This window comes from Bradyrhizobium sp. USDA 3364 (genome assembly GCF_054056355.1).
The window spans coordinates 5,905,893-5,924,492 of the sequence record NZ_JBSRYG010000002.1 but is presented as its reverse complement, the minus strand read 5'-3'; the positions used below and the strand labels follow the sequence as shown (position 1 = coordinate 5,924,492).

Here is an 18,600-nt window from a genome sequence, read left to right as displayed (position 1 = left end):
GGCTCAGCTCGCCTGCCTGAGCCGCTTTCCAGCCCGCAACTCCCTGTCCTGCACCAGCACCTGCTCCGCATAGAGCTGGTCGATGTCCTGCTCGGACAGCCCGAGTTCGCCTAGGATTTCTTCATTGTGCTCGCCGAGCAGGTCGGCCCTCAGCTCAGTGCGCTGCGGCCATCCCGAGAAGCGCATCGGCGCGCCCGGAATTGCGAACTGGCCGATCCTGGGATCGCTGACCTGGCGGACCGTGCCGCGCTCGATCAGATGCGGCTGGGCCATCGCGTCATTCAGGGTCAGCACCGGCGCACAGGGAATCCTCTCCTGCTCGAGTGCTGCAATCGCCGCCTCGCGCGACGGGAAGCTCTTGAGCCACGTTTCCACGATCTCGCCGACCAGCACCCGGTTGTCGGCACGGGCGCGCGCGGACTCAAAGCGCGGATCCTTCTCGAGCTCCGGCCGGCCCAGCGCGCGGACCATCTGCGGCCATTGATGCGCCAGCGCGCAGATCACGAGAAATTCGCCCCGGCCGCAATCGAACACCCCGACCGGGCCGCCATTCGGATGCAGCGAACCTTCCCGCTGCGGCACAAAATTGTCGCCGCGCAGCGCGACCTTCGGCACATTGGCCTCGTGCATATGAAAGTAGGTGTCGAGCAGCGTCGATTCGATGAACTGCCCCTCTCCGGTCCGCTCGCGGTGAAGCAGCGCAAAGCCGACGGCCATCGCCGCGGCGACACCGGTCGAGGCGTCTCCGATCGCGACCGGCACCTGCGCCGGCTTGCCATCGGGATCGCCGATCACCCCGGTGATCCCTGCGAATGCCTGCGCGATGTAGTCGAAGCCGGGCTTGTCGCTCAACGGACCAGTCTGTCCCGCGAACGAGATCGAGCACATGATCAGCCGCGGATTGATTTTCTTCAGTGTCTCGTAGCCGAGTCCGGCGCGTTCCATCACGCCGGGCGTAAAATTCTCCACCAGAACGTCGGCCTTGGCCGCGAGGCGGGTCAGGATCCGGCGGCTCTTCTCATGCTTGAAATCGAGCGCGAGGCTACGCTTCGAGTGGTTCTGCTGGAAGAAATAGGTGCTCTGCGACGTGTTCTTGTAGGCGGGGTCGCGCGGCTTCAGGCCCTGGAAGCGCGATCGATCGCCGAACGGCGCAAGCTCGATCTTGATCACGTCGGCGCCGGCCTCGGCCAATAGACGCGTGCAAGTCGGGCCCGCGACGAACTGGGTGATATCGAGCACGCGGTAGCCGCTCAGCATTTTCGGAGGCAGGGTCATCTCACCGATCCACTTGTTGTGATGGCAGCGCTCCGCCGGGCGCGTCTCCGCCCGCCGGCCTCGTTCCAAACAGATTGCTGCGCGCCTCATCGTCGAGCGTCCTGCGCACCGCGCGGCGCCCGACCGCCAGCCCCTGCTGGAGCCTGGGCCGCGCGCGCAGCTCAGTGAACCAGCGCCTGACGTGCGGGAAATCGTCGAGCGTGAAACCCTGCGCCTTGTGGGTCATCACCCAGGGAAAGCAGGCGACGTCGGCGATCGAATAATCGTCGCCGGCGACATAGCCGCTCTCGCTGAGCCGGTCGTTGAGCACGCCGTAGAGACGGCGCGCCTCGTTGCGGTAGCGCTCGACCGCATAGGGAATCCTGTCCGGCGCATAGAGCGAGAAATGTCCGTTCTGGCCCAGCATCGGCCCGAGCGCGCTCATCTGCCACATCAGCCATTGCTGCACGCGGGTGCGGCCACGCAGATCTCGTGGAAAGAACCGGCCGGTCTTCTCCGCGAGGTAAAGCAGGATCGCCCCGGACTCGAAGATCGTCAGCGGCGCGCCGCCGCCGGGTGGATCCCTGTCGACGATGACAGGGATCCGGCCGTTCGGATTGAGCTTCCGGAATTCGGGCCTGAACTGGTCGCCGCGCGTAATGTTGACCGGCACGACGGCGTACGGCAGCCCGCATTCCTCGAGCATGATCGAGATCTTCCAGCCATTCGGCGTCGGCGCGAAATGAAGGTCGATCATCGGGGCCTCCGGCAGCTCACGCCAGCTGCTTTTCGCGCGACAGCGAGAGCCCGGCCTCGTGCAGCCGCCGCTCGAGCATCGGCACCCGGTCGTTGCCCCAGAACTGCTCGCCGCGGAACACGCAGATCGGCACGCCGAAGATGTGATCGCCCTGGCTCTCCTGCTGCGCCTCCTCATATTCGCGCCGGCCGTCGCCCTCGAAATAGCTGCGGAATTCCACACCGGACATGCCGAGCGATTCGATGAAGCGCTCCACCGCATCGACCTCGTCGACCGCGAGTTCGCGGCGGAAGAACAGCTCATAGACCAGCCGGCTGTACTCGATCAGGCGCCCCTGCTTCTCCGCGAACAGCCCGCCGATCAGTGCGGGCGCGGTGTCGAAGATCTTCAGGGGGCCGCGGATGATCTTCTTGTCGCCGCGCTCATTGGCGCTCCGCCGTGCATCCATGTAGGAATACTTGACCTTGTATTCGGAATAGACGCTGCGCTGGCCGGAGCCCTTGATGCGGAGCTGGAACGGCCGCCACTGCACCCTGATGTCGAACTTCTTCTCCAACTCGAACACCGGATCGAACGCCAGCCAGGCATAGGGGCTCTTGTAGTCCGAATACATCTTGAGAACTTCACGGGACATGGCCTCTCCTTTCGATGTCATTGCGATTGGGCGACGAGCGGGCACTGGCTCTGCGACAACGGCTGCGCCGCCTCGGATGCCGGAATGACCTTCTCGATGGTGTAGTAGTCCCAGGGCTTACTGACCTCGCCGGGGGCCTTGATGCTCGCCATGTAGAACGGATGCATCAGCCAGCCGTCGGCGCGCACCGATCCGTTCTCGACATACATGTCGTTGACCGGCAGCTTGCGGATCTCGTCGGCGACCTTCAGACCGTCCAGCGTCCCGGCGGCAGCGACGGCCTGGAGATAGTGCAGCGTACCCGAGTAGACCGCGGCCTGGTCCATGGTCGGCATCGCGCGATGCTGCCTGAAGAAGCGCTCCGACCAGGCACGCGTCTTGTCGGTCCGGTCCCAGTAGAACGGTGTCGCAAAGGTCAGCCCTTGCACGTTGGCGATCCCGAGCGCGTGCACGTTGGTGATGTAGGTCAGCGGCACCACGATGTGCTGGCCGCCCTCGGCGATGCCGAACTCCTTGGCCTGCTTCAACGCGTTGGTGGTGTCCTCGGCCGCCGAGATCAGCCAGATCACCTTGGCCTTCGACGCTACCGCCTGCAGCAGGAAGGAGCTGAAGTCGGGATTGTTCTGCGGGAAGCGCACCGAGCCCAGCACCTTGCCGCCGGCGGCCTTGATCGCGCCCGCCGCAGCGTCCTCCATCGCCTTGCCGAAGGAATAGTCGGCCGACAGGAAGAAGAAGCTGTCGAGACCGCGCTCGATCAGCGGCTTCGGCAGCGGAGCCGAAATGGCGTAGGCATTGAGCGACCAGGAGAACGCGGTCGGCGCGCAGGCCTGCTGGGTGATCGCGGGACTCCCGGTGACGCCGTGGATCACGATCTTGTTGCGCGCCCGCGCCAGCTCCTGCACGGCGAGCGCCACCGCCGACTGCGCGACGTCGACCACGACATCCGCGCCGCCATTGTCGAACCAGTTGCGGGCAATCGCCGCCCCGATATCGGCCTTCGCCTGGTGATCGCCGGAGACGACCTCGATCGGGCGGTCCAGCACCTTGCCGCCGAAATCCTCGACCGCCATTTTCGCTGAGAGCACCGAACCCGGTCCCATGATGTCGCGGTACATCCCCGACATGTCGGTGAGCACGCCGATCCTGACCGGCTGCACATCCTGCGCCCGCACCGGCGTCAGCATCACGCTGCCGACCAGTAACGCGATTGCCGTATTTGAGATTGTTCGTTTCCTCGCCATGACTGTCCTCGACGCTCCCCGCTTAGGACGGCATGCATGTGCCGGCCTTCTTAGCTTTCAGATGATCCGCCTGGACTTCAGATCTTCGATCCGCTGGTCCGAGAGGCCGAGCAGGCCGGCATAGATCTCCTGATTGTTCTGCCCGAGCGTCGGAGCCGGCGCGGTGTATCCCTTGTGGGTCCGTCCCATCTTGATCGGGAACCCGGCGCCGACGACGCGCTGCTCCAACGTCTCGGTCGGATGCTCGACCGCCTGCAGCATGTCGCGCGCACCGAGATGCTCCCAGGCCAGGATGTCGTCGATGTCACGGATCGGGCTTGCGGCGACGTCGCCGCCATTGAGCGCGTCGATCGCCTCCGACGTGGTCCGCGCCCTCGTCCATTCGGTGACGATGGCGTCGATGATCGCGTTGTTAGCCACACGCCAGCCGGTGTTCATGAACTTCGCGTCTTCGGCGAGGTCGAGCCGGTCCATCACGCGCAGCAGCGCCAGCCAGTCCTCGTTGGTCGCGGCGCCGAGCGCGATCGCCCCGTCGCGCGTGGCATAGGTGTTGAACGGCGAGAACCGCATGATGCGATTGCCCTGCCGCGGCGCCATTCCCATCTGCGGGTAACAATCCAGCGGCTCGTCGAGCACCAGCGACAGCAGGCAATCGGCCATCGCGACATCGACGAACTGGCCTCGCCCCGACATCCGCTGCTCGGTCAGCGCCGCAAGAATGCCGGAGACGGCAAAGGCGCCAGTGATGCCGTCGGCGAGCGCGGTGCCGGCTTTGCTCGGACCGCCGTCCGGCGCGCCGGTGATCGACATCAACCCTGCGGCCGCCTGGATCATCAAATCGTAGGCCTTGAGACGCCGATCGGCACCGGTCGAGCCGTAGCCGGTCAGCGCGCAATGCACGATCGCGGGGTTGACCTGGCGGTTTGCCCCGTAGTCGATCCCAAGCCGCTCGGCGGCGCCGGGCCGCAGGTTCTCGACCAGGATGTCGGACTTGCGCAGCAGCGCATGGAACAGCTCCATGCCCTCCGCCGTGCGCATGTTCAGCGTGATCGACTTCTTGTCGCGGCAGCGCTTCAGATAGGCGAGGCCGAGATCGCTGTCATGCTTGCGGTCGAGCGCGACGCCGTCCTTGCCGAGGAACGGCGGCCCGGCCATGGTGGGGTCGCCCTGCTCCGGGGTGTCGATGCGAATGACCTCGGCACCGAAGCCGGCCAGCATCAAGGTCGCGAACGGACCGGAATAGAACCGCGTGAGATCGAGAACGCGGATACCGTGCAGCGCGCCTTGCCTCGTCATCGTCGGGCTCGCCGTCATCCGCAATTTCCCTTCCCGCTCGCTGCTCTGTCGTTGTGTTCATCGTTGACGCCGCGGCCATATAGGTCAAATATTTTCCAATCTGGATTATTGATGCGTAAATGGAATGAATGATGCGCGAGCGACGTCCACGCGGGTTCGAGGTCAGCCTCAAACATCTTCGCGCCGCCAACTCGGTGGCGGTGTATGGCAGCTTCACCGCGGCCGCCGCCGACCTCGGCATGACGCAATCGGCCGTAAGCCGCCTCGTGCTTCAGCTCGAGCGGCAGCTCGGCGTCTCGCTGTTCCTGCGGTCGACGCGCAACGTGATCCTGACCGCGCCGGGCCGCGAGTTCACGGCGGCGATCCAGCGCCTGCTCGCCGATCTCGGCGCCCAGGTCGACAACGCCCGCGCGCTGGGCGAACAGATCAAGGGACGCCTGATCATCTCCTGCCTGCTGTCACTCACCCACCACGTGGTGCCGGAGGCCGTGCTGAAATACAGGAAGGCGCATCCGGGCGTCGAAATCCATTTGCGCGAGGGCCTCGGCAGCCAGGTCTATGAAGACGTGCGCAGCGGCTTTGCCGACTTTGGCGTCGGCAACGTCACCGCACTCGGCCAGGAGGTCGTCAGCGACGACGTGGTGCAGGAGTCCTGCTTCGCGATCCTGCCGTCACGCCATGCTTTGCGCGACAAGAGCACGCTGAGCCTGCGCGAACTGCGCAACGAGGCGTTCGTCTCGCTTCCGACCGGCTCGGGCCTGCGGCAGCAGATCGACAGCGTCGCGACCGCGAACGGCATCGTGCTCAAGCACAGCACCATCGTCGAGCAATTCGGCACGCTGTACGACTTCGTCGGCGCCAATGTCGGCATCTCGATCGTCCCGGCCTCGGCGCTGCCGCCGCGCGCCCCGCGCGGCGTGGTCGTCAAGCGGCTGGTTTCGCCGCCGCTGGTCCGCAAGATCGGAATCCTGCGGCTGAAGAACCGCCCGCTGACGCCGGCTGCGACCGGATTTCTGGATATCTTCCGGCCGCTGTTCCTGAGCGCGTCGCGGCGATAGCAGGCGGCGCACCGCGCCTCACATCCAAGAATCATTTGAGATTCGCGGCCGAGCCTGATTAGGTTCGGCAACACCAGATGCGACAGGACCCGACCACGAATGGCAAAGGCGCGACGGACACGACCGACGATTCGTGACGTCGCGGCCGAGGCCGGCGTGTCCGTCTCAAGCGTCAGCCGCACGCTCAATGGCGGCATCTATACCAGCGCGGAGCTGCATGCCCGCATCATGCGCGCGGTGAAGCGGCTGGGCTTCGAGCCCGACCAGGCGGCGCAAGCGCTGCGCTCGCGGGCGTCAAATACGATCGGCTGCATGGTGGCCGACTTCTCCAATCCGCACTACACCGGCATGGTGAGCGCGGCGGAGGAGGAATTCCAGCGCGCCGGGTTCCTCCTGATGCTGGCCGCGACCAAGCACGAGGAGGCGCGCGAGGCCGCGTTCCTGTCGGCGGTACGGCGGCGCCAGATGGATGGACTGCTGCTGTTCGCCGGCGACAACTCGCACAAGGATTTCATGAAGGGGCTGGCAACGCTCGACCTGCCCTGCGTCACCGTCGACCGCGACGTGCCCGATAGCATCCCGGTTCGCGTCGATCACCGCGGCGGCGCGCTGGAGGCGACGCGCTACCTGATCGGCCTCGGCCATCGCCGGATCGCACTGTTGACCGGCAGCGCCGCGGTGCTGCCGAGTTCGGAGCGGCTTGCGGGTTACCGGCAGGCGCATCAGGAGGCAAAGATCGAGGTCGACCCGACCCTGATCCGCCCGCACATGCAGGGCGCCAACACCGCCTTCAGCTCGGTGTGCCAGCTCCTGCAATCGGCAAAACCGCCGACCGCGATCATCTCGCTCGGCACCAGCATGCTGGCGGAGGTGCTGGAGGCGATCACCAGCAACGGCCTACGCTATCCGCAGGACGTCTCGATCGTGTGCAGCGGCGACACCGACCTCGCCCGCCATGCGACGCCCGCGATCTCGGCCCTGAGCTGGGACATGAACGAGGTCGGCCGCACCGCCGCGCGGCTGTTGCTGGAGCGGATTCGCGAGGGCGACAAGCCTGCCGGCAGCCGCGCACCGGTGTTCCTGCCGACGCGCCTCATCCTTCGCCATTCCTGCGCCGCGCCGGCGACGCCTGCGCGCGGGCGGAAGTAGCGTTCTGATCTATGCTAGCGCTGGAAACGGTTCCAGTCTTTCCGTACAAGCCCTATCTACGTCATTGCGAGCGAAGCGAAGCAATCCATCGTCCCGCGTATGCCTCGCGATGGATTGCTTCGTCGCTATCGCTCCTCGCAATGACGGAGAGGGCCGGCGCCCGCCACACCTCAGCCTCAGCGCAGCACGAAGCCCTCGTAGTCGCGTTGCGCGATCTGCGCGATGCGGTGGCGATAGCCCTGGCCGACATAGGGCATGAACACGCGCGGCTTGCCGGCGATGTTGGCGCCCTGGTACCAGGAATTGGCCTTCGGATAGAGCGTGCGGCTGGCGGCATCCGCGACATGCGCCATCCAGGCTTGCTCGGCGTCGCGCTCCGGCTCGATCCGCGTCAGCCCCTTGGCGCGCATGTTGCCGAGGCAGGCCGTGATCCACTCGACATGGTTTTCGCAGGCATGGATCACGTTGCCGATCACCGATGGGCTGCCCGGCCCGGTGACGACGAACAGGTTCGGGAAGCCCGACACCATCAGGCCGAGATAAGCGCGGGGCCCGTCGGCCCAGGCCTCCTGCAACGTCGTTCCGTCGCGTCCGCGAATCTGCATCGCAGCGAGCGCGCCGGTCATCGCGTCATAGCCCGTCGCCAGCACCAGCGCATCGAGCGCGAAGGACCGCGTCGTGGTCTCGACGCCGGTCTCGGTGACCGTCGTCAGCGGCTCCGCGCGCAGATCGACCAGTTCGACATGCGGCAGGTTGTAGGTCGCGAAATAACCGGTATCGATGCAGATGCGCTTGACGCCGAGCGGGTAATCCTTCGGCGACAGTGCCTCCGCCGTCATCTCGTCCTTCACGATGCCACGGATCTTGTCGCGCACGAAGTCGCAGGCGACGTCGTTGACGGCCTCGTCGGTCAGGATGTTCGGGAACGCGGTCAGGATGCCGCCGCCGCCCTGCTCCCAGAGTTGCTCGTAGCGCGCCCATTGCACGTCGCGCTCCGGCACCGGCGCGTCGAAGGCGTTCGCGGGCACCCGCCCGAACTCCGGCGTCTCGAGGCTCTCGCGATATTTCGCGATCACGGGCTCGGCGGCCGCGATGTCGGTGTCCGACAGCGGCGTGTTGCGCGCCGGCACCGAGTAGTTCGGCGTGCGCTGGAACACGGTCAGGCGGCCCGCCGCCTTGGCGACCATCGGGATCGTCTGCACGCCCGACGAGCCGGTGCCGATCACGGCAACGCGCAAGCCGGAGAAGTCGACCTCCTGATGCGGCCACTGCCCGGTGTGGTAGATGGACCCGCGGAAGCGTTCCAGCCCCGGCAGCTTCGGCTTGTTGGGCACCGAGAGATTGCCGGTCGCCATCACGCAGATCGATGCGACGATGCAATCGCCGCGATCGGTGCGCACCGTCCAACTCTCACCCGTCTCGCCCCAGTCGGCATCAGTCACGCGAGTATCGAAGCGGATCAGCGAGCGCAGCTCGAACCGGTCGGCGACGTGCTGCGCATAGCGCACGATCTCCGGCTGCGCGGCGTATTTCTCGCTCCAGCGCCATTCCTGCCGCAGCTCCTCCGACCAGGTGTAGGAATAGAATAGGCTCGGTATGTCGCAGCGCGCGCCGGGATAGCGATTCCAGTACCAGGTGCCGCCGACATCCGACGCCGCCTCGATTCCGATCACCTTCAGCCCGAGCTCGCGCAACCGGTAGATCGCGTATAGCCCGCCGAAGCCGGCACCGACCACGACGGCATCGCATTCGACGACAAGCGGCGGCCTCGCACCACGGTCCGGGCTCGCCTGCTCCAGTCTGCTCATTTGTCACACCTCTCCGGCCGCAGGAATATTGCCATCGCTGGGAACACGCGCTAGTCTGGAAACGTTTCCAGACTGGAAGCGCATACGATAATTGTCGCCGGGCGTCAACGCGAGGCCTTCGGGCCCGCGACCGTCACAAGGCGATCGGGAATCATCAGGGAGAGACTGAGGGATGTTGGACGGTTTTTGTCTTCGCGCGCTTGTAGCGATCGCGGCAACGATCGGCGGGCTGTCGCCTGTGCTCGCGCAGAAGAACTACGGCCCGGGGGCCTCGGATACCGAGATCAAGATCGGCAACATCATGCCGTATAGCGGCCCCGCCTCCGCCTACGGCGCGATCGGCCGCACCGAGGCGGCCTATTTCAAGATGATCAACGACCAGGGCGGCATCAACGGACGCAAGATCAACTTCATCAGCTATGACGACGGTTTCTCGCCGCCGAAATCGGTCGAGCAGGCGCGCAAGCTGGTCGAGGGCGACGAGGTGCTGCTGGTGTTCCAGCCGCTCGGCACCGCCCCCAATGTCGCGATCCAGAAATATCTCAACGGCAAGAAGGTCCCTCACCTCTTCATCGCGTCGGGCGCGACGCGCTTCGGCGATCCCAAGGGCTTTCCCTGGACGATGGGCTGGCAGCCGAACTACCAGAGCGAGGGGCGCATCTACGCCAAATACATCCTGGACAAATTTCCGAACGGCAAGATCGCCGTGCTCTGGCAGAACGACGATGCGGGCAAGGATGCGCTCAAGGGACTGCGCGACGGACTCGGCGACAGGGCCAGCAGCATGATCGTGGCCGACAAGTCGTATGAACTCACCGATCCGACGCTGGACTCGCAGATCGTGGCGCTGCGTGCCTCGGGCGCCGACATCCTGTTCACCTGGGCGGCGCCGAAGGGCGCGGCGCAGACCATCAAGAAGGTCGCCGAGCTCGGCTGGAAGCCGACCTTCTTCCTGACCTCGACCGCAACCTCGGTCGCCTCGGTGATGCGCGCCGCCGGCATCGAGCATTCGCAAGGCATCATCTCGGTCGCCTACCTCAAGGATCCGACCGATACGATCTGGAACGATGACGCTGAAACGAAGGAATGGCGCGCCTTCATGGACAAGTACATGCCCGACGGCGACAAGACCAACGGCAATCACGTCTATGGCTACGCCGCCGCGCAAACGCTCGCGCAGGTGCTCAAGCAGTGCGGCGACGATCTGACACGCGAGAACGTCATGAAGCAGGCCGCCAGCCTGAAGGACTTTGCACCGAAGATGATCCTGCCCGGGATCCGGATCAACACCGGTCCGAACGACTTCCGCCCCATCGAGCAGTCGCAGCTGATGCGGTTCGAAGGCGAGAGCTGGAAGCTGTTCGGCAACATCATCACCGGCGAGGTCGGCAGCGAATATTAGCGCGGTGATGCTGCCTCGGTTCGTCATGCCCGCTGCAAAAGCACGAAGCGCGCCGTCGCGCCGGATGCCTCGGGCATGACGCAAGCGATCGTCATCCAGTCAGCCAGCCGAAGGCGCGGCGCAAGAACGCCGGCGCATCCTGCTCGACCGGCGTTCCGTGGGCCATCAGCACCTTTTCGGCGGGCCACGCCAGAATCCGCTGCATCGCCCTGCGCGCCGCACGGCGGCCTGTGAAGGCAACGCGGAACTTGCGCGGCACCGACGGCTCCGGCCCGACCATCAGGTCGAGTTTCGCAATCGTTGCACGCCAGCCCGAGACCAGCTCGGCAGGTATCTGCTGCAGCAGATCGGTGAACAGCACGGTCCCGCTCGTGATGTGGAAGAACACCACCTCCGTGGTGATCAGGTTGCCACGCATCACCGCCTGGTCGATCTGCCCAAGCCAATCAAGGCTCGCTCCGTCGGCGAGATCGGCACCGAAGGCAAGATCGCGACGCCGCTTGCGCAGGCCCGGCGGGGCGTGGAGCACGGCGGCCGGATAGGCCTGCTTCCACTCGGCGAGGAACAGATGATGCAATGAATTGGGCGCCACGATGTGCCTGACCTGGCCGAGCGCGTCCACCGCGGCCTGCAACTCCCTGGTCAATCGAACCGGCGACCAGACGAAGAGGCCACCGTCCGCAAGGCGGATGACGGCCATCCGGGTGGGATAGTGAAAGCCGGCGACCGTGACATCAGGTCCGTCGGCAATCCAGATGTCGTCGCCGAAGGCCTGCAACATCGCCATTTCCGATGTCCGTCGAACGCCGGGCACGCTGCCGCCAGCGTTGCGGGTTCATTTACCATGCCCGGCGCCACGGGCCGCGGGCAAGGGCCATGCCGGCCTCGGGTTCCAATGATGCCGTGGCTAATTGCAGCGGCCGGGTTTACGCAACCTTAGACGATTTGGTCCAGATGTTGCTCGTGCACGACGCGATTGGAATGAAGCGGCCGATGTCGCAAAAGTCGGACCTCGAGGGACACAGGCTGGCCTTCGCTGATGATGCCGCGCGTCATCTGGCGGCGTCGGATGAGGCAGATCCAGGCGCTGCGACACAGCGCGGAACCATCGGCCGGATGTCCGGCGCAGACGCGCTGATCTCCGCGCTGCGCGACGCCGACTGGCTCACGTCCGATCGCATCACCGCCTTCTCCCGCGTCTTCCTCGTCCTGTTCGTCGGCTGCATCGCGATGATCCCGTGGGCAGCGCCGACGATGGACGTCGGCCATGACTTCGCGGCGTTCTGGACCGCCGCAAGGCTCGCGCTCGACGGCCGCGCCGGCGACGCCTATGGCGAGGCGGGCCGCGCCGCCGTAGCAGCCGTGCTCGGTCCGAAGAACTACGCGCCGTTCTTCTACCCGCCGACGTCTTTGCTGTTCTGGCTTCCCTTCGCACTGCTGCCGTTCGCGACGGCCGTTTTCATCTGGATCGTCGCGACCGGCGCCGCCTATGCGACTGCCATGCGAGCCATCCTCAAGGGCGGATCGATCATTCCGGCGCTCGCCTTTCCCGGCGTATGGGTGTGCGCGTTGTTCGGGCAGAACTCGCTGTTCTCGGCGGCCCTGCTCGGCGGATCGGCGGTGACGCTGGATCGCTATCCGGTGATCGCCGGCGCCCTGCTCGGATGTTTTGCCTACAAGCCGCAGCTCGCTTTGCTGGCGCCGCTTGTGCTGATCCTGACGCGGCGCTGGCGCGCACTCGGCGCAGCGGCCGCAACAACACTCGTGCTCATCCTGGCGACATCAGCGATCTTCGGGATCGACCCGTGGATCAAGTTTGTTGCCGTGCTTCCGGAAGCAAGCGCCTGGAGCATCGGCGGCGCGCCCGGCTTCGAGAAGTTCGCAAGTCCCTACGCTGCAATCAGGCTGGCGGGCGGATCGGCCGGCGCTGCCTGGCTCGTTCAGCTGGCCGCGGCCGCGATCGCGGTCATCATCCTGATCGTGCTGCTGTGGAAACGCCGCGGCGGCGCGGCCGAGATCGCGCTGATGGTGGCCGTGACCGGACTGTGCATCCCCTCGCTCGGCAATTACGAGATGGTGATGCTGGCGATCCCGGGCGCCTGGCTGATCTCGCAAGCGCTTGAGCAGGGATGGCTTCCCTACGAACGCATCGCCCTTGCCGCGCTTTACCTGACCCCGTTCGCGATGGTGCCTGCGAGCGCCAACGGCCTGCAACTGGCGCCGATCGCCGGTATAGCGCTCGTTGCGCTGCTCGCCCGACGCATCCGGCATCTGCCGCCTGGTGACGCTCCGGCCAAAATTGCCAATCCCTGATTTGCCGGACGGCCCAAGCCCTCGCAGCAAGCTCGATGTCGTCCCGGGCAAGCCAACGGGTCGGCGCGAAGCGCCGCCCGATGACAGGCTCCGCGCGACCCGGGACCCATAACCACCGATCGTGATTGTTGCACGACGCTGGGGCCACAGCTCACTTCAACAACGCAGGCCTGTGGTTATGGGGCCCTGCTTTCGCTGGGACCACGGCAGGAAGGAGCCGTTGTGCCGGTGATGGCATCAAACAAGCTGTTTGACTGATTGAACTCAGAACTTATCCGGCCGGCGTCAGGATCGCCTGCCGTGCCGCTTGCCAGCTTTCCTTGTCGGGCGCGCAGAGCAGGCCGCCGGTCAGGTTGACCGGCTTGTAGGGCGATCCGTCGAAATGTGCGCTGTAGCCGCCGGCCTCGCGATGCAGCAGCCAGCCCGCGGCGTGATCCCACGGCATCAGCTTGTTGTAGAACAGCAGATGGCAATGGCCGGATGCCGCCATGCGATACTCATGCGCGGAGCACCTGAGCCAGGCGCTGACGGCAAGCTTGGAAAGATTGCCGGAGACGATCGCGCGCAGCGGCTCAGGCAGGAAATTGACGCCGACGATCGCGTCCATCTGCTTGACCGGCACGGGCGCGGCGACTTTCAAATCGTGACGCTTGCCGTCAGGCAGTTCGAGCCACGCGCCCTCGCCGCGCAGCGCGAACGCGGTATCGTTGCTGACGGGATCATGGATCGCGCCGAACACGATCTCGCCGCGCATCGTGGCGGCGACCATGGTGCCGAACAGCGGCAGGCTCGAGGTGAAGTTCCGCGTGCCGTCGATCGGATCGATGATGAAGGCAAGCTCCGCAGTGCCGACCTGATCGAGCGCGGCCGGATCGCGCGACGTCGCTTCCTCGCCGATGACGGTCGCCTTCGGAAATGCCCGGAGCAGCGCCGTCGATATCGCCTGCTCGGCGAGTTCGTCGGCCTCGGTGACGACGTCGAATGCCGAGGTCTTGGTGCGGGCCTCGATCTCCCGCACGCGGCGGAACCGCGGCATGATCTCGCTGCGGCCGACCTCCGCGAGGATGTTTCCGATGTTCAGCGCATCGGCATGGGACAGTTTCACGCGGCATTCTCCTGCGTTGCGTTCGAATCATACAGCTGATTCCGCAACCGCATGTTGACAAGCCGCCGGCGCGACAGATCGCGCCCGGAGCGAATTATCGGCGCTGGTTGTAGACGTCGATGCAGACGGCGCCGAGCAGCACGAGGCCCTTGATCACCTGCTGATAATCGATGCCGATACCGAGAATCGACATGCCGTTGTTCATCACGCCCATGATCATGGCACCGACCACCGCGCCGCCGACCCGGCCGACGCCGCCATAGGCCGACGCGCCGCCGATGAAGCAGGCGGCGATCACGTCGAGCTCGAAGCCGAGGCCGGCCTTCGGCGTCGCGGTGTTGAGCCGCGCGGCGAACACCAGGCCGGCGAGCGCGGCGAGCACGCCCATGTTGACGAAGGTGAAGAAGGTGAGCCGCTCGGTCTTGACGCCGGACAGCTTGGCGGCCTTGGCGTTGCCGCCGACGGCATAGATCTGCCGGCCGATCACCGTCCGCCGCGTGACGAAGCCGTACAGCGCGATCAGCACGGTCATGATGACGAGCACGTTGGGCAGGCCGCGATGCGAGGCGATCAGATAGGTGAAATAGAGCACCGCGCCGGCCAGCGCGATGCTCTTGACGATGAAGAACGCGTAGGGCTCGACCTCGATGCCGTGCGACTGCTCGCGCGCCCGGCTCCTGGCGCTCGCCAGCACCAGCGCGAACGCAAGCACGACCCCGATCAAGAGCGAGGTCGGATAGAGCGTGCCGGCGCTCGGGAACAGCTCGGGGATGAAGCCGGACGACAGCTTCTGGAAGGTCGGCGGAAACGGCCCGACCGACCGGCCTTGCAGCACCGCGAGTGCAAGGCCCTTGAACACCAGCATGCCCGCCAGGGTCACGATGAAGGACGGGATCTTGAAATAGGCGACCCAGTAGCCCTGCGCCGCGCCGATCGCAGCACCGATCAAAAGACAGGCGACGAACGCGACGGGATAGTCGACATGGTAGGTCACCATCAGCACCGCCGCGACCGCGCCGACGAATCCCGCGACCGAGCCGACCGACAGGTCGATATGCCCGGTGACGATCACGAGCAGCATGCCGAGCGCCATGATCACGATGTAGCTGTTCTGCAGCACGAGATTGGTGAGATTGACCGGCTGCAACAGCGTGCCGTCGGTCACGATCTCGAAGAACAGCATGATCGCGAGCAGCGACAGCAGCATGCCGTAGTTGCGCAGGTTGTTCTTGATGAAGCCGGAATGCTTGGGGGCTTCGGGAAGTGACACCGTCTTGTCGGTCATTGCGCTGCTCCTGCCGCCCGCACGGCATCGTGATGCGCGCCGTTTCCGGATACCCTGATATTGCGCATGATGGCGCGCATGATCTTCTCCTGCGTGGCATCGTCCTTGGCGAATTCGCCGACGAAGGCGCCGTCATTCATCACGCAGATCCGGTCGCAGATGCCGAGCAATTCCGGCATTTCCGACGAGATCACCACGACGCCCTTGCCGGCCTCCGCGAGCTCGTTGATGATACAGTAGATCTCGTATTTCGCCCCGACATCGATGCCGCGGGTCGGCTCGTCCAGCAGCAACACCTGCGGATCGGTCATCAGCCATTTCGACAGCACCACCTTCTGCTGGTTGCCGCCCGAGAGCTGCCCGGTCTCCTGGTAGACGTCGGAACAACGGATTCGCATCCGGTTGCGATAATCGCTCGCGGCCTTCAGCTCGACGACATCGTCGATCACGCCGCGATCCGACACCTGGCGGAGGCTCGCCAGCGTCACGTTCTTGCGGACGTCGTCGGCGAGCACGAGCCCGAGCTGCTTGCGGTCCTCAGTGACATAGGCAAGGCCGGCACGGATCGCCGCCGGCACGCTGGAGACGTCGGCCTGACGTCCATCCAGGCTGATCCTGCCGGTGATGTTGTAGCCCCAGGCGCGGCCGAACAGGCTCATGGCGAACTCGGTGCGGCCGGCGCCCATCAGGCCGTGCAATGCCGACCACCTCGCCGCGGCGCACCCTGAAATCGACGTTCTTGATCACCTGCCGGGCGGTATGCAGCGGGTGATACACCGACCAGTTCTCCACCGTCATCACGGGATCGCCGATCGCAACGTTCCGCTCGGGGAAGCGATGCGCGAGGTCGCGATTGACCATGCTGCGGATGATCCGGTCCTCGTCGACCTGTTCGGTCCGGCAATCGATACTGTCGACGGTGCGGCCGTCGCGCAGCACCGTGATCCGGTCGGCGACGCGCGCGACCTCGTTGAGCTTGTGCGAGATCAGGATCGAGGCGATGCCCTGCTCGCGGAACACGAGCAGCCGGTCCAGCAGCGCGGCGCTGTCGGCCTCGTTGAGGCTCGCGGTCGGCTCGTCCAGGATCAACAGGCGCACCTTTTTCGACAATGCCTTGGCGATCTCGACCAGCTGCTGCTTGCCGACGCCGAGATCGGTGACTAGGGTATCGGGCGATTCCCGCAGGCCGACCTGGCTCAGCAGCTCCGCCGTCCGCCGGAACGCCGCATTGCGGTCGACCACCCCGAAGCGCGACGGGGCACGAGAGAGAAATATGTTCTCGGCGATCGACATCAGCGGGATCAGCGCCAGCTCCTGGTGGATGATGATGATCCCCAGGTCCTCGGAGTCGTTGATGTCTCCGAACCGGCGCTCCTCGCCATCGAACAGGATCGCGCCTTCATAGCTGCCGGCGGGGTAGACCCCGCTCAGCACCTTCATCAGGGTCGACTTGCCGGCGCCGTTCTCGCCGACCAGCGCATGGATCTGGCCGGCTTCCACGGTGAAACTGACGTCGCGCAACGCCTGCACGCCGGCAAAGCTCTTGCTGACGCCGCGCATCTCAAGCATTGCCGTCATCGGATCATGTCCCGCAGCGTCGATCGGCCTCGGCGTGGTGCGCCCCGCTCACCCGCCTTAGTCGAATTGCGAGCGCTTATAGTAGCTGCTGTCAATCAGGACTTTCTCCCAATTGGTCTTGTCCACCACGACCGGCTTAAGCAGATAGGACGGAACCACCTTGACGCCGTTGTTGTAGGTCTTGGTGTCGTTGACGCTGACCTCCTTCTTGCTCAGCACGGCATCGACCATGTCGGCGGTCACCTTGGCGAGATCGCGGGTGTCCTTGAAGATGGTCGAGTATTGCTCGCCGCGCAACATGGCCTTGATCGACGGCACCTCGGCGTCCTGGCCGCTGATATACGGCATCGGCTGGTCCTTGCTGCCGTAGCCGACACCCTTCAGGGAAGAGATGATGCCGATCGACAGACCGTCATAGGGCGACAGCACCGCATCGACCCGCTTCTTGCCGTAGAAGGCGCTGAGCAGATTGTCCATCCGAGCCTGCGCGGTGGCGCCGTCCCAGCGCAGGGTCGCGACCTTGTCCATGCCCATCTGGCCGCTGGCGACCACCAGCTTGCCGCTGTCGATGTATGGCTTCAGCACCGACATCGCGCCGTCGTAGAAGAAATAGGCGTTGTTGTCGTCGGGCGAGCCGCCGAACAGCTCAATGTTGAAGGGCCCCTTGCCCTCCTTCAGCCCGAGTGCGTTCACGAGCGAGCTTGCCTGCAGCACGCCGACCTGGAAATTGTCGAAGGTCGCGTAGTAGTCCACGTTCGGCGTGTCGCGGATCAGGCGGTCGTAGGCGATGACAGTGATGCCCTGCGCCTTGGCCTGCTTCAGCGCGTCGGACAGCGTGGTGCCGTCGATCGCCGCGATAACCAGGACCTTGGAGCCCTTGGTCACCATGTTCTCGACCTGGGAGAGCTGGTTCGGAATGTCGTCGTCGGCATATTGCAGGTCGGTGCCGTAGCCGCGCTCCTTCAGCACCTTGACCATGTTGTTGCCGTCGTCGATCCAGCGTGCCGAGGATTTGGTCGGCATCGCGATGCCGATGGTCGGCTTGCTTTGGGCCAGCGCGTCCGGTGCGGCCGCGGTGAGACCCGCCAACGCCAATGCGATCAACGAGACCTTCAGTCTGAACATGCGTCACTCCCTTGGCTTTTTGAGTTGGGTATCGTTGCGTTGGCCAGCGTCAACCGACGGCTATCATTCGTTGGCTGGTCGCAGGTCTACGACGATGTCGGATCGGCACCGGGGCCATTACGAACCGAAATCGTGGAAAGTCGATTGAACCCGTCAGCAGCACCATGCTCACTCCGCACGATCAGCCATATCGATCCTGCAATGCCTAGGTCACCCGCGCGTCAGGCCGTCGGGCGAACGAGGCGTAGCAATGAGGATCATGAGGCGCTGTCTCCCGGAATTGTTGGCAAGCGCCAGCGCCCCCAGAACCTCTGGTGGCTTGGTACCGCTTCTGGCAACTTTTGGTGGATGGTGCCCCTGCTGTGCCATCGATGCAAGCACGATTTATTCAATCATCCGAAGAAAATTGATCCGAGACACGGACGATCATGAGGCGCTGTCTCCCGGAATTATTCGCAGCCGCCACCGGTCGCCAGAATTTCTGGAGGCCGGGCGCAGCTTCTGGCCGAAGGTGCCCCTAATTCGCCATCGACGCAAGCGCGATTTATTTAACTTTCCGAATAAATTGATCGGAAGCGCCGTCCAGCGGCAGCAA

14 protein-coding genes and 1 pseudogene are annotated in these 18,600 nt (G+C 65.0%); 4 read left to right on the top strand and 11 right to left on the bottom strand.

Annotated features, from left to right (window positions below):
- Window positions 1-3: 3 nt before the first annotated feature.
- From ACVILL_RS27760 to ACVILL_RS27740, 5 genes are read right to left on the bottom strand one after another with little or no spacing between them, the layout of a single operon-like run.
- Window positions 4-1,275: a CaiB/BaiF CoA transferase family protein gene (locus tag ACVILL_RS27760; RefSeq protein ID WP_456731958.1), complete on the bottom strand. Its 1,272-nt coding sequence runs from the start codon at window positions 1,273-1,275 to the stop codon at window positions 4-6.
- 1 nt (window position 1,276) lies between these two features.
- A complete protein-coding gene (locus ACVILL_RS27755) occupies window positions 1,277-2,011 on the bottom strand; it encodes a glutathione binding-like protein (RefSeq protein ID WP_456731957.1) in 735 nt (244 codons plus the stop codon).
- A gap of 16 nt (window positions 2,012-2,027) precedes the next feature.
- Window positions 2,028-2,645 (bottom strand): DsbA family protein, encoded by a 618-nt coding sequence (locus ACVILL_RS27750; protein WP_456731956.1) that lies wholly within the window; start codon window positions 2,643-2,645, stop codon window positions 2,028-2,030.
- A gap of 17 nt (window positions 2,646-2,662) precedes the next feature.
- Window positions 2,663-3,886, bottom strand: a complete 1,224-nt coding sequence (locus ACVILL_RS27745; protein WP_456731955.1) for an ABC transporter substrate-binding protein — start codon at window positions 3,884-3,886, stop codon at window positions 2,663-2,665.
- Between the two features lie 57 nt (window positions 3,887-3,943).
- A complete protein-coding gene (locus tag ACVILL_RS27740; protein WP_456731954.1) occupies window positions 3,944-5,182 on the bottom strand; it encodes a CaiB/BaiF CoA transferase family protein in 1,239 nt (412 codons plus the stop codon).
- Window positions 5,183-5,313: 131 nt separating this feature from the next.
- Here ACVILL_RS27740 and ACVILL_RS27735 point away from each other — a divergent pair, with 131 nt between their 5' ends.
- Together ACVILL_RS27735 and ACVILL_RS27730 are read left to right on the top strand one after the other, a co-directional pair.
- On the top strand, window positions 5,314-6,240 hold the full coding sequence (locus ACVILL_RS27735) for a LysR family transcriptional regulator (RefSeq protein ID WP_456731953.1): 927 nt from the start codon (window positions 5,314-5,316) through the stop codon (window positions 6,238-6,240).
- A gap of 99 nt (window positions 6,241-6,339) precedes the next feature.
- Complete coding sequence (locus ACVILL_RS27730) at window positions 6,340-7,389, top strand: LacI family DNA-binding transcriptional regulator (RefSeq protein WP_456731952.1); 1,050 nt, start codon at window positions 6,340-6,342, stop codon at window positions 7,387-7,389.
- 176 nt (window positions 7,390-7,565) lie between these two features.
- On the opposite strand, the gene ACVILL_RS27725 is transcribed toward ACVILL_RS27730, so the two are convergent.
- A complete protein-coding gene (locus ACVILL_RS27725) occupies window positions 7,566-9,197 on the bottom strand; it encodes a flavin-containing monooxygenase (RefSeq protein ID WP_456731951.1) in 1,632 nt (543 codons plus the stop codon).
- A 172-nt stretch (window positions 9,198-9,369) separates the two neighbouring features.
- Here ACVILL_RS27725 and ACVILL_RS27720 point away from each other — a divergent pair, with 172 nt between their 5' ends.
- A complete protein-coding gene (locus ACVILL_RS27720; protein ID WP_456731950.1) occupies window positions 9,370-10,599 on the top strand; it encodes an ABC transporter substrate-binding protein in 1,230 nt (409 codons plus the stop codon).
- A gap of 91 nt (window positions 10,600-10,690) precedes the next feature.
- Here ACVILL_RS27720 and ACVILL_RS27715 read toward each other — a convergent pair whose 3' ends face one another.
- On the bottom strand, window positions 10,691-11,380 hold the full coding sequence (locus tag ACVILL_RS27715) for a DUF4336 domain-containing protein (RefSeq protein ID WP_456734378.1): 690 nt from the start codon (window positions 11,378-11,380) through the stop codon (window positions 10,691-10,693).
- 212 nt (window positions 11,381-11,592) lie between these two features.
- Here ACVILL_RS27715 and ACVILL_RS27710 point away from each other — a divergent pair, with 212 nt between their 5' ends.
- The gene (locus ACVILL_RS27710; RefSeq protein WP_456731949.1) at window positions 11,593-12,912 is read left to right on the top strand and encodes a glycosyltransferase family 87 protein; all 1,320 of its coding nucleotides are present in this window, start codon (window positions 11,593-11,595) and stop codon (window positions 12,910-12,912) included.
- Window positions 12,913-13,183: 271 nt separating this feature from the next.
- On the opposite strand, the gene ACVILL_RS27705 is transcribed toward ACVILL_RS27710, so the two are convergent.
- From ACVILL_RS27705 to chvE, 4 genes and pseudogenes are all read right to left on the bottom strand, one after another.
- On the bottom strand, window positions 13,184-14,017 hold the full coding sequence (locus tag ACVILL_RS27705) for an inositol monophosphatase family protein (protein ID WP_456731948.1): 834 nt from the start codon (window positions 14,015-14,017) through the stop codon (window positions 13,184-13,186).
- Window positions 14,018-14,111: 94 nt separating this feature from the next.
- Window positions 14,112-15,302, bottom strand: coding sequence for a multiple monosaccharide ABC transporter permease (gene mmsB / locus ACVILL_RS27700; protein WP_456731947.1), 1,191 nt, complete (start codon window positions 15,300-15,302; stop codon window positions 14,112-14,114).
- Window positions 15,299-16,880: pseudogene (mmsA, locus tag ACVILL_RS27695) on the bottom strand (multiple monosaccharide ABC transporter ATP-binding protein). The gene mmsB and the pseudogene mmsA overlap by 4 nt, the downstream one beginning before the upstream one ends.
- A 57-nt stretch (window positions 16,881-16,937) precedes the next feature.
- Window positions 16,938-18,005, bottom strand: a complete 1,068-nt coding sequence (gene chvE / locus ACVILL_RS27690) for a multiple monosaccharide ABC transporter substrate-binding protein (protein ID WP_456731946.1) — start codon at window positions 18,003-18,005, stop codon at window positions 16,938-16,940.
- Window positions 18,006-18,600 lie beyond the last annotated feature (595 nt).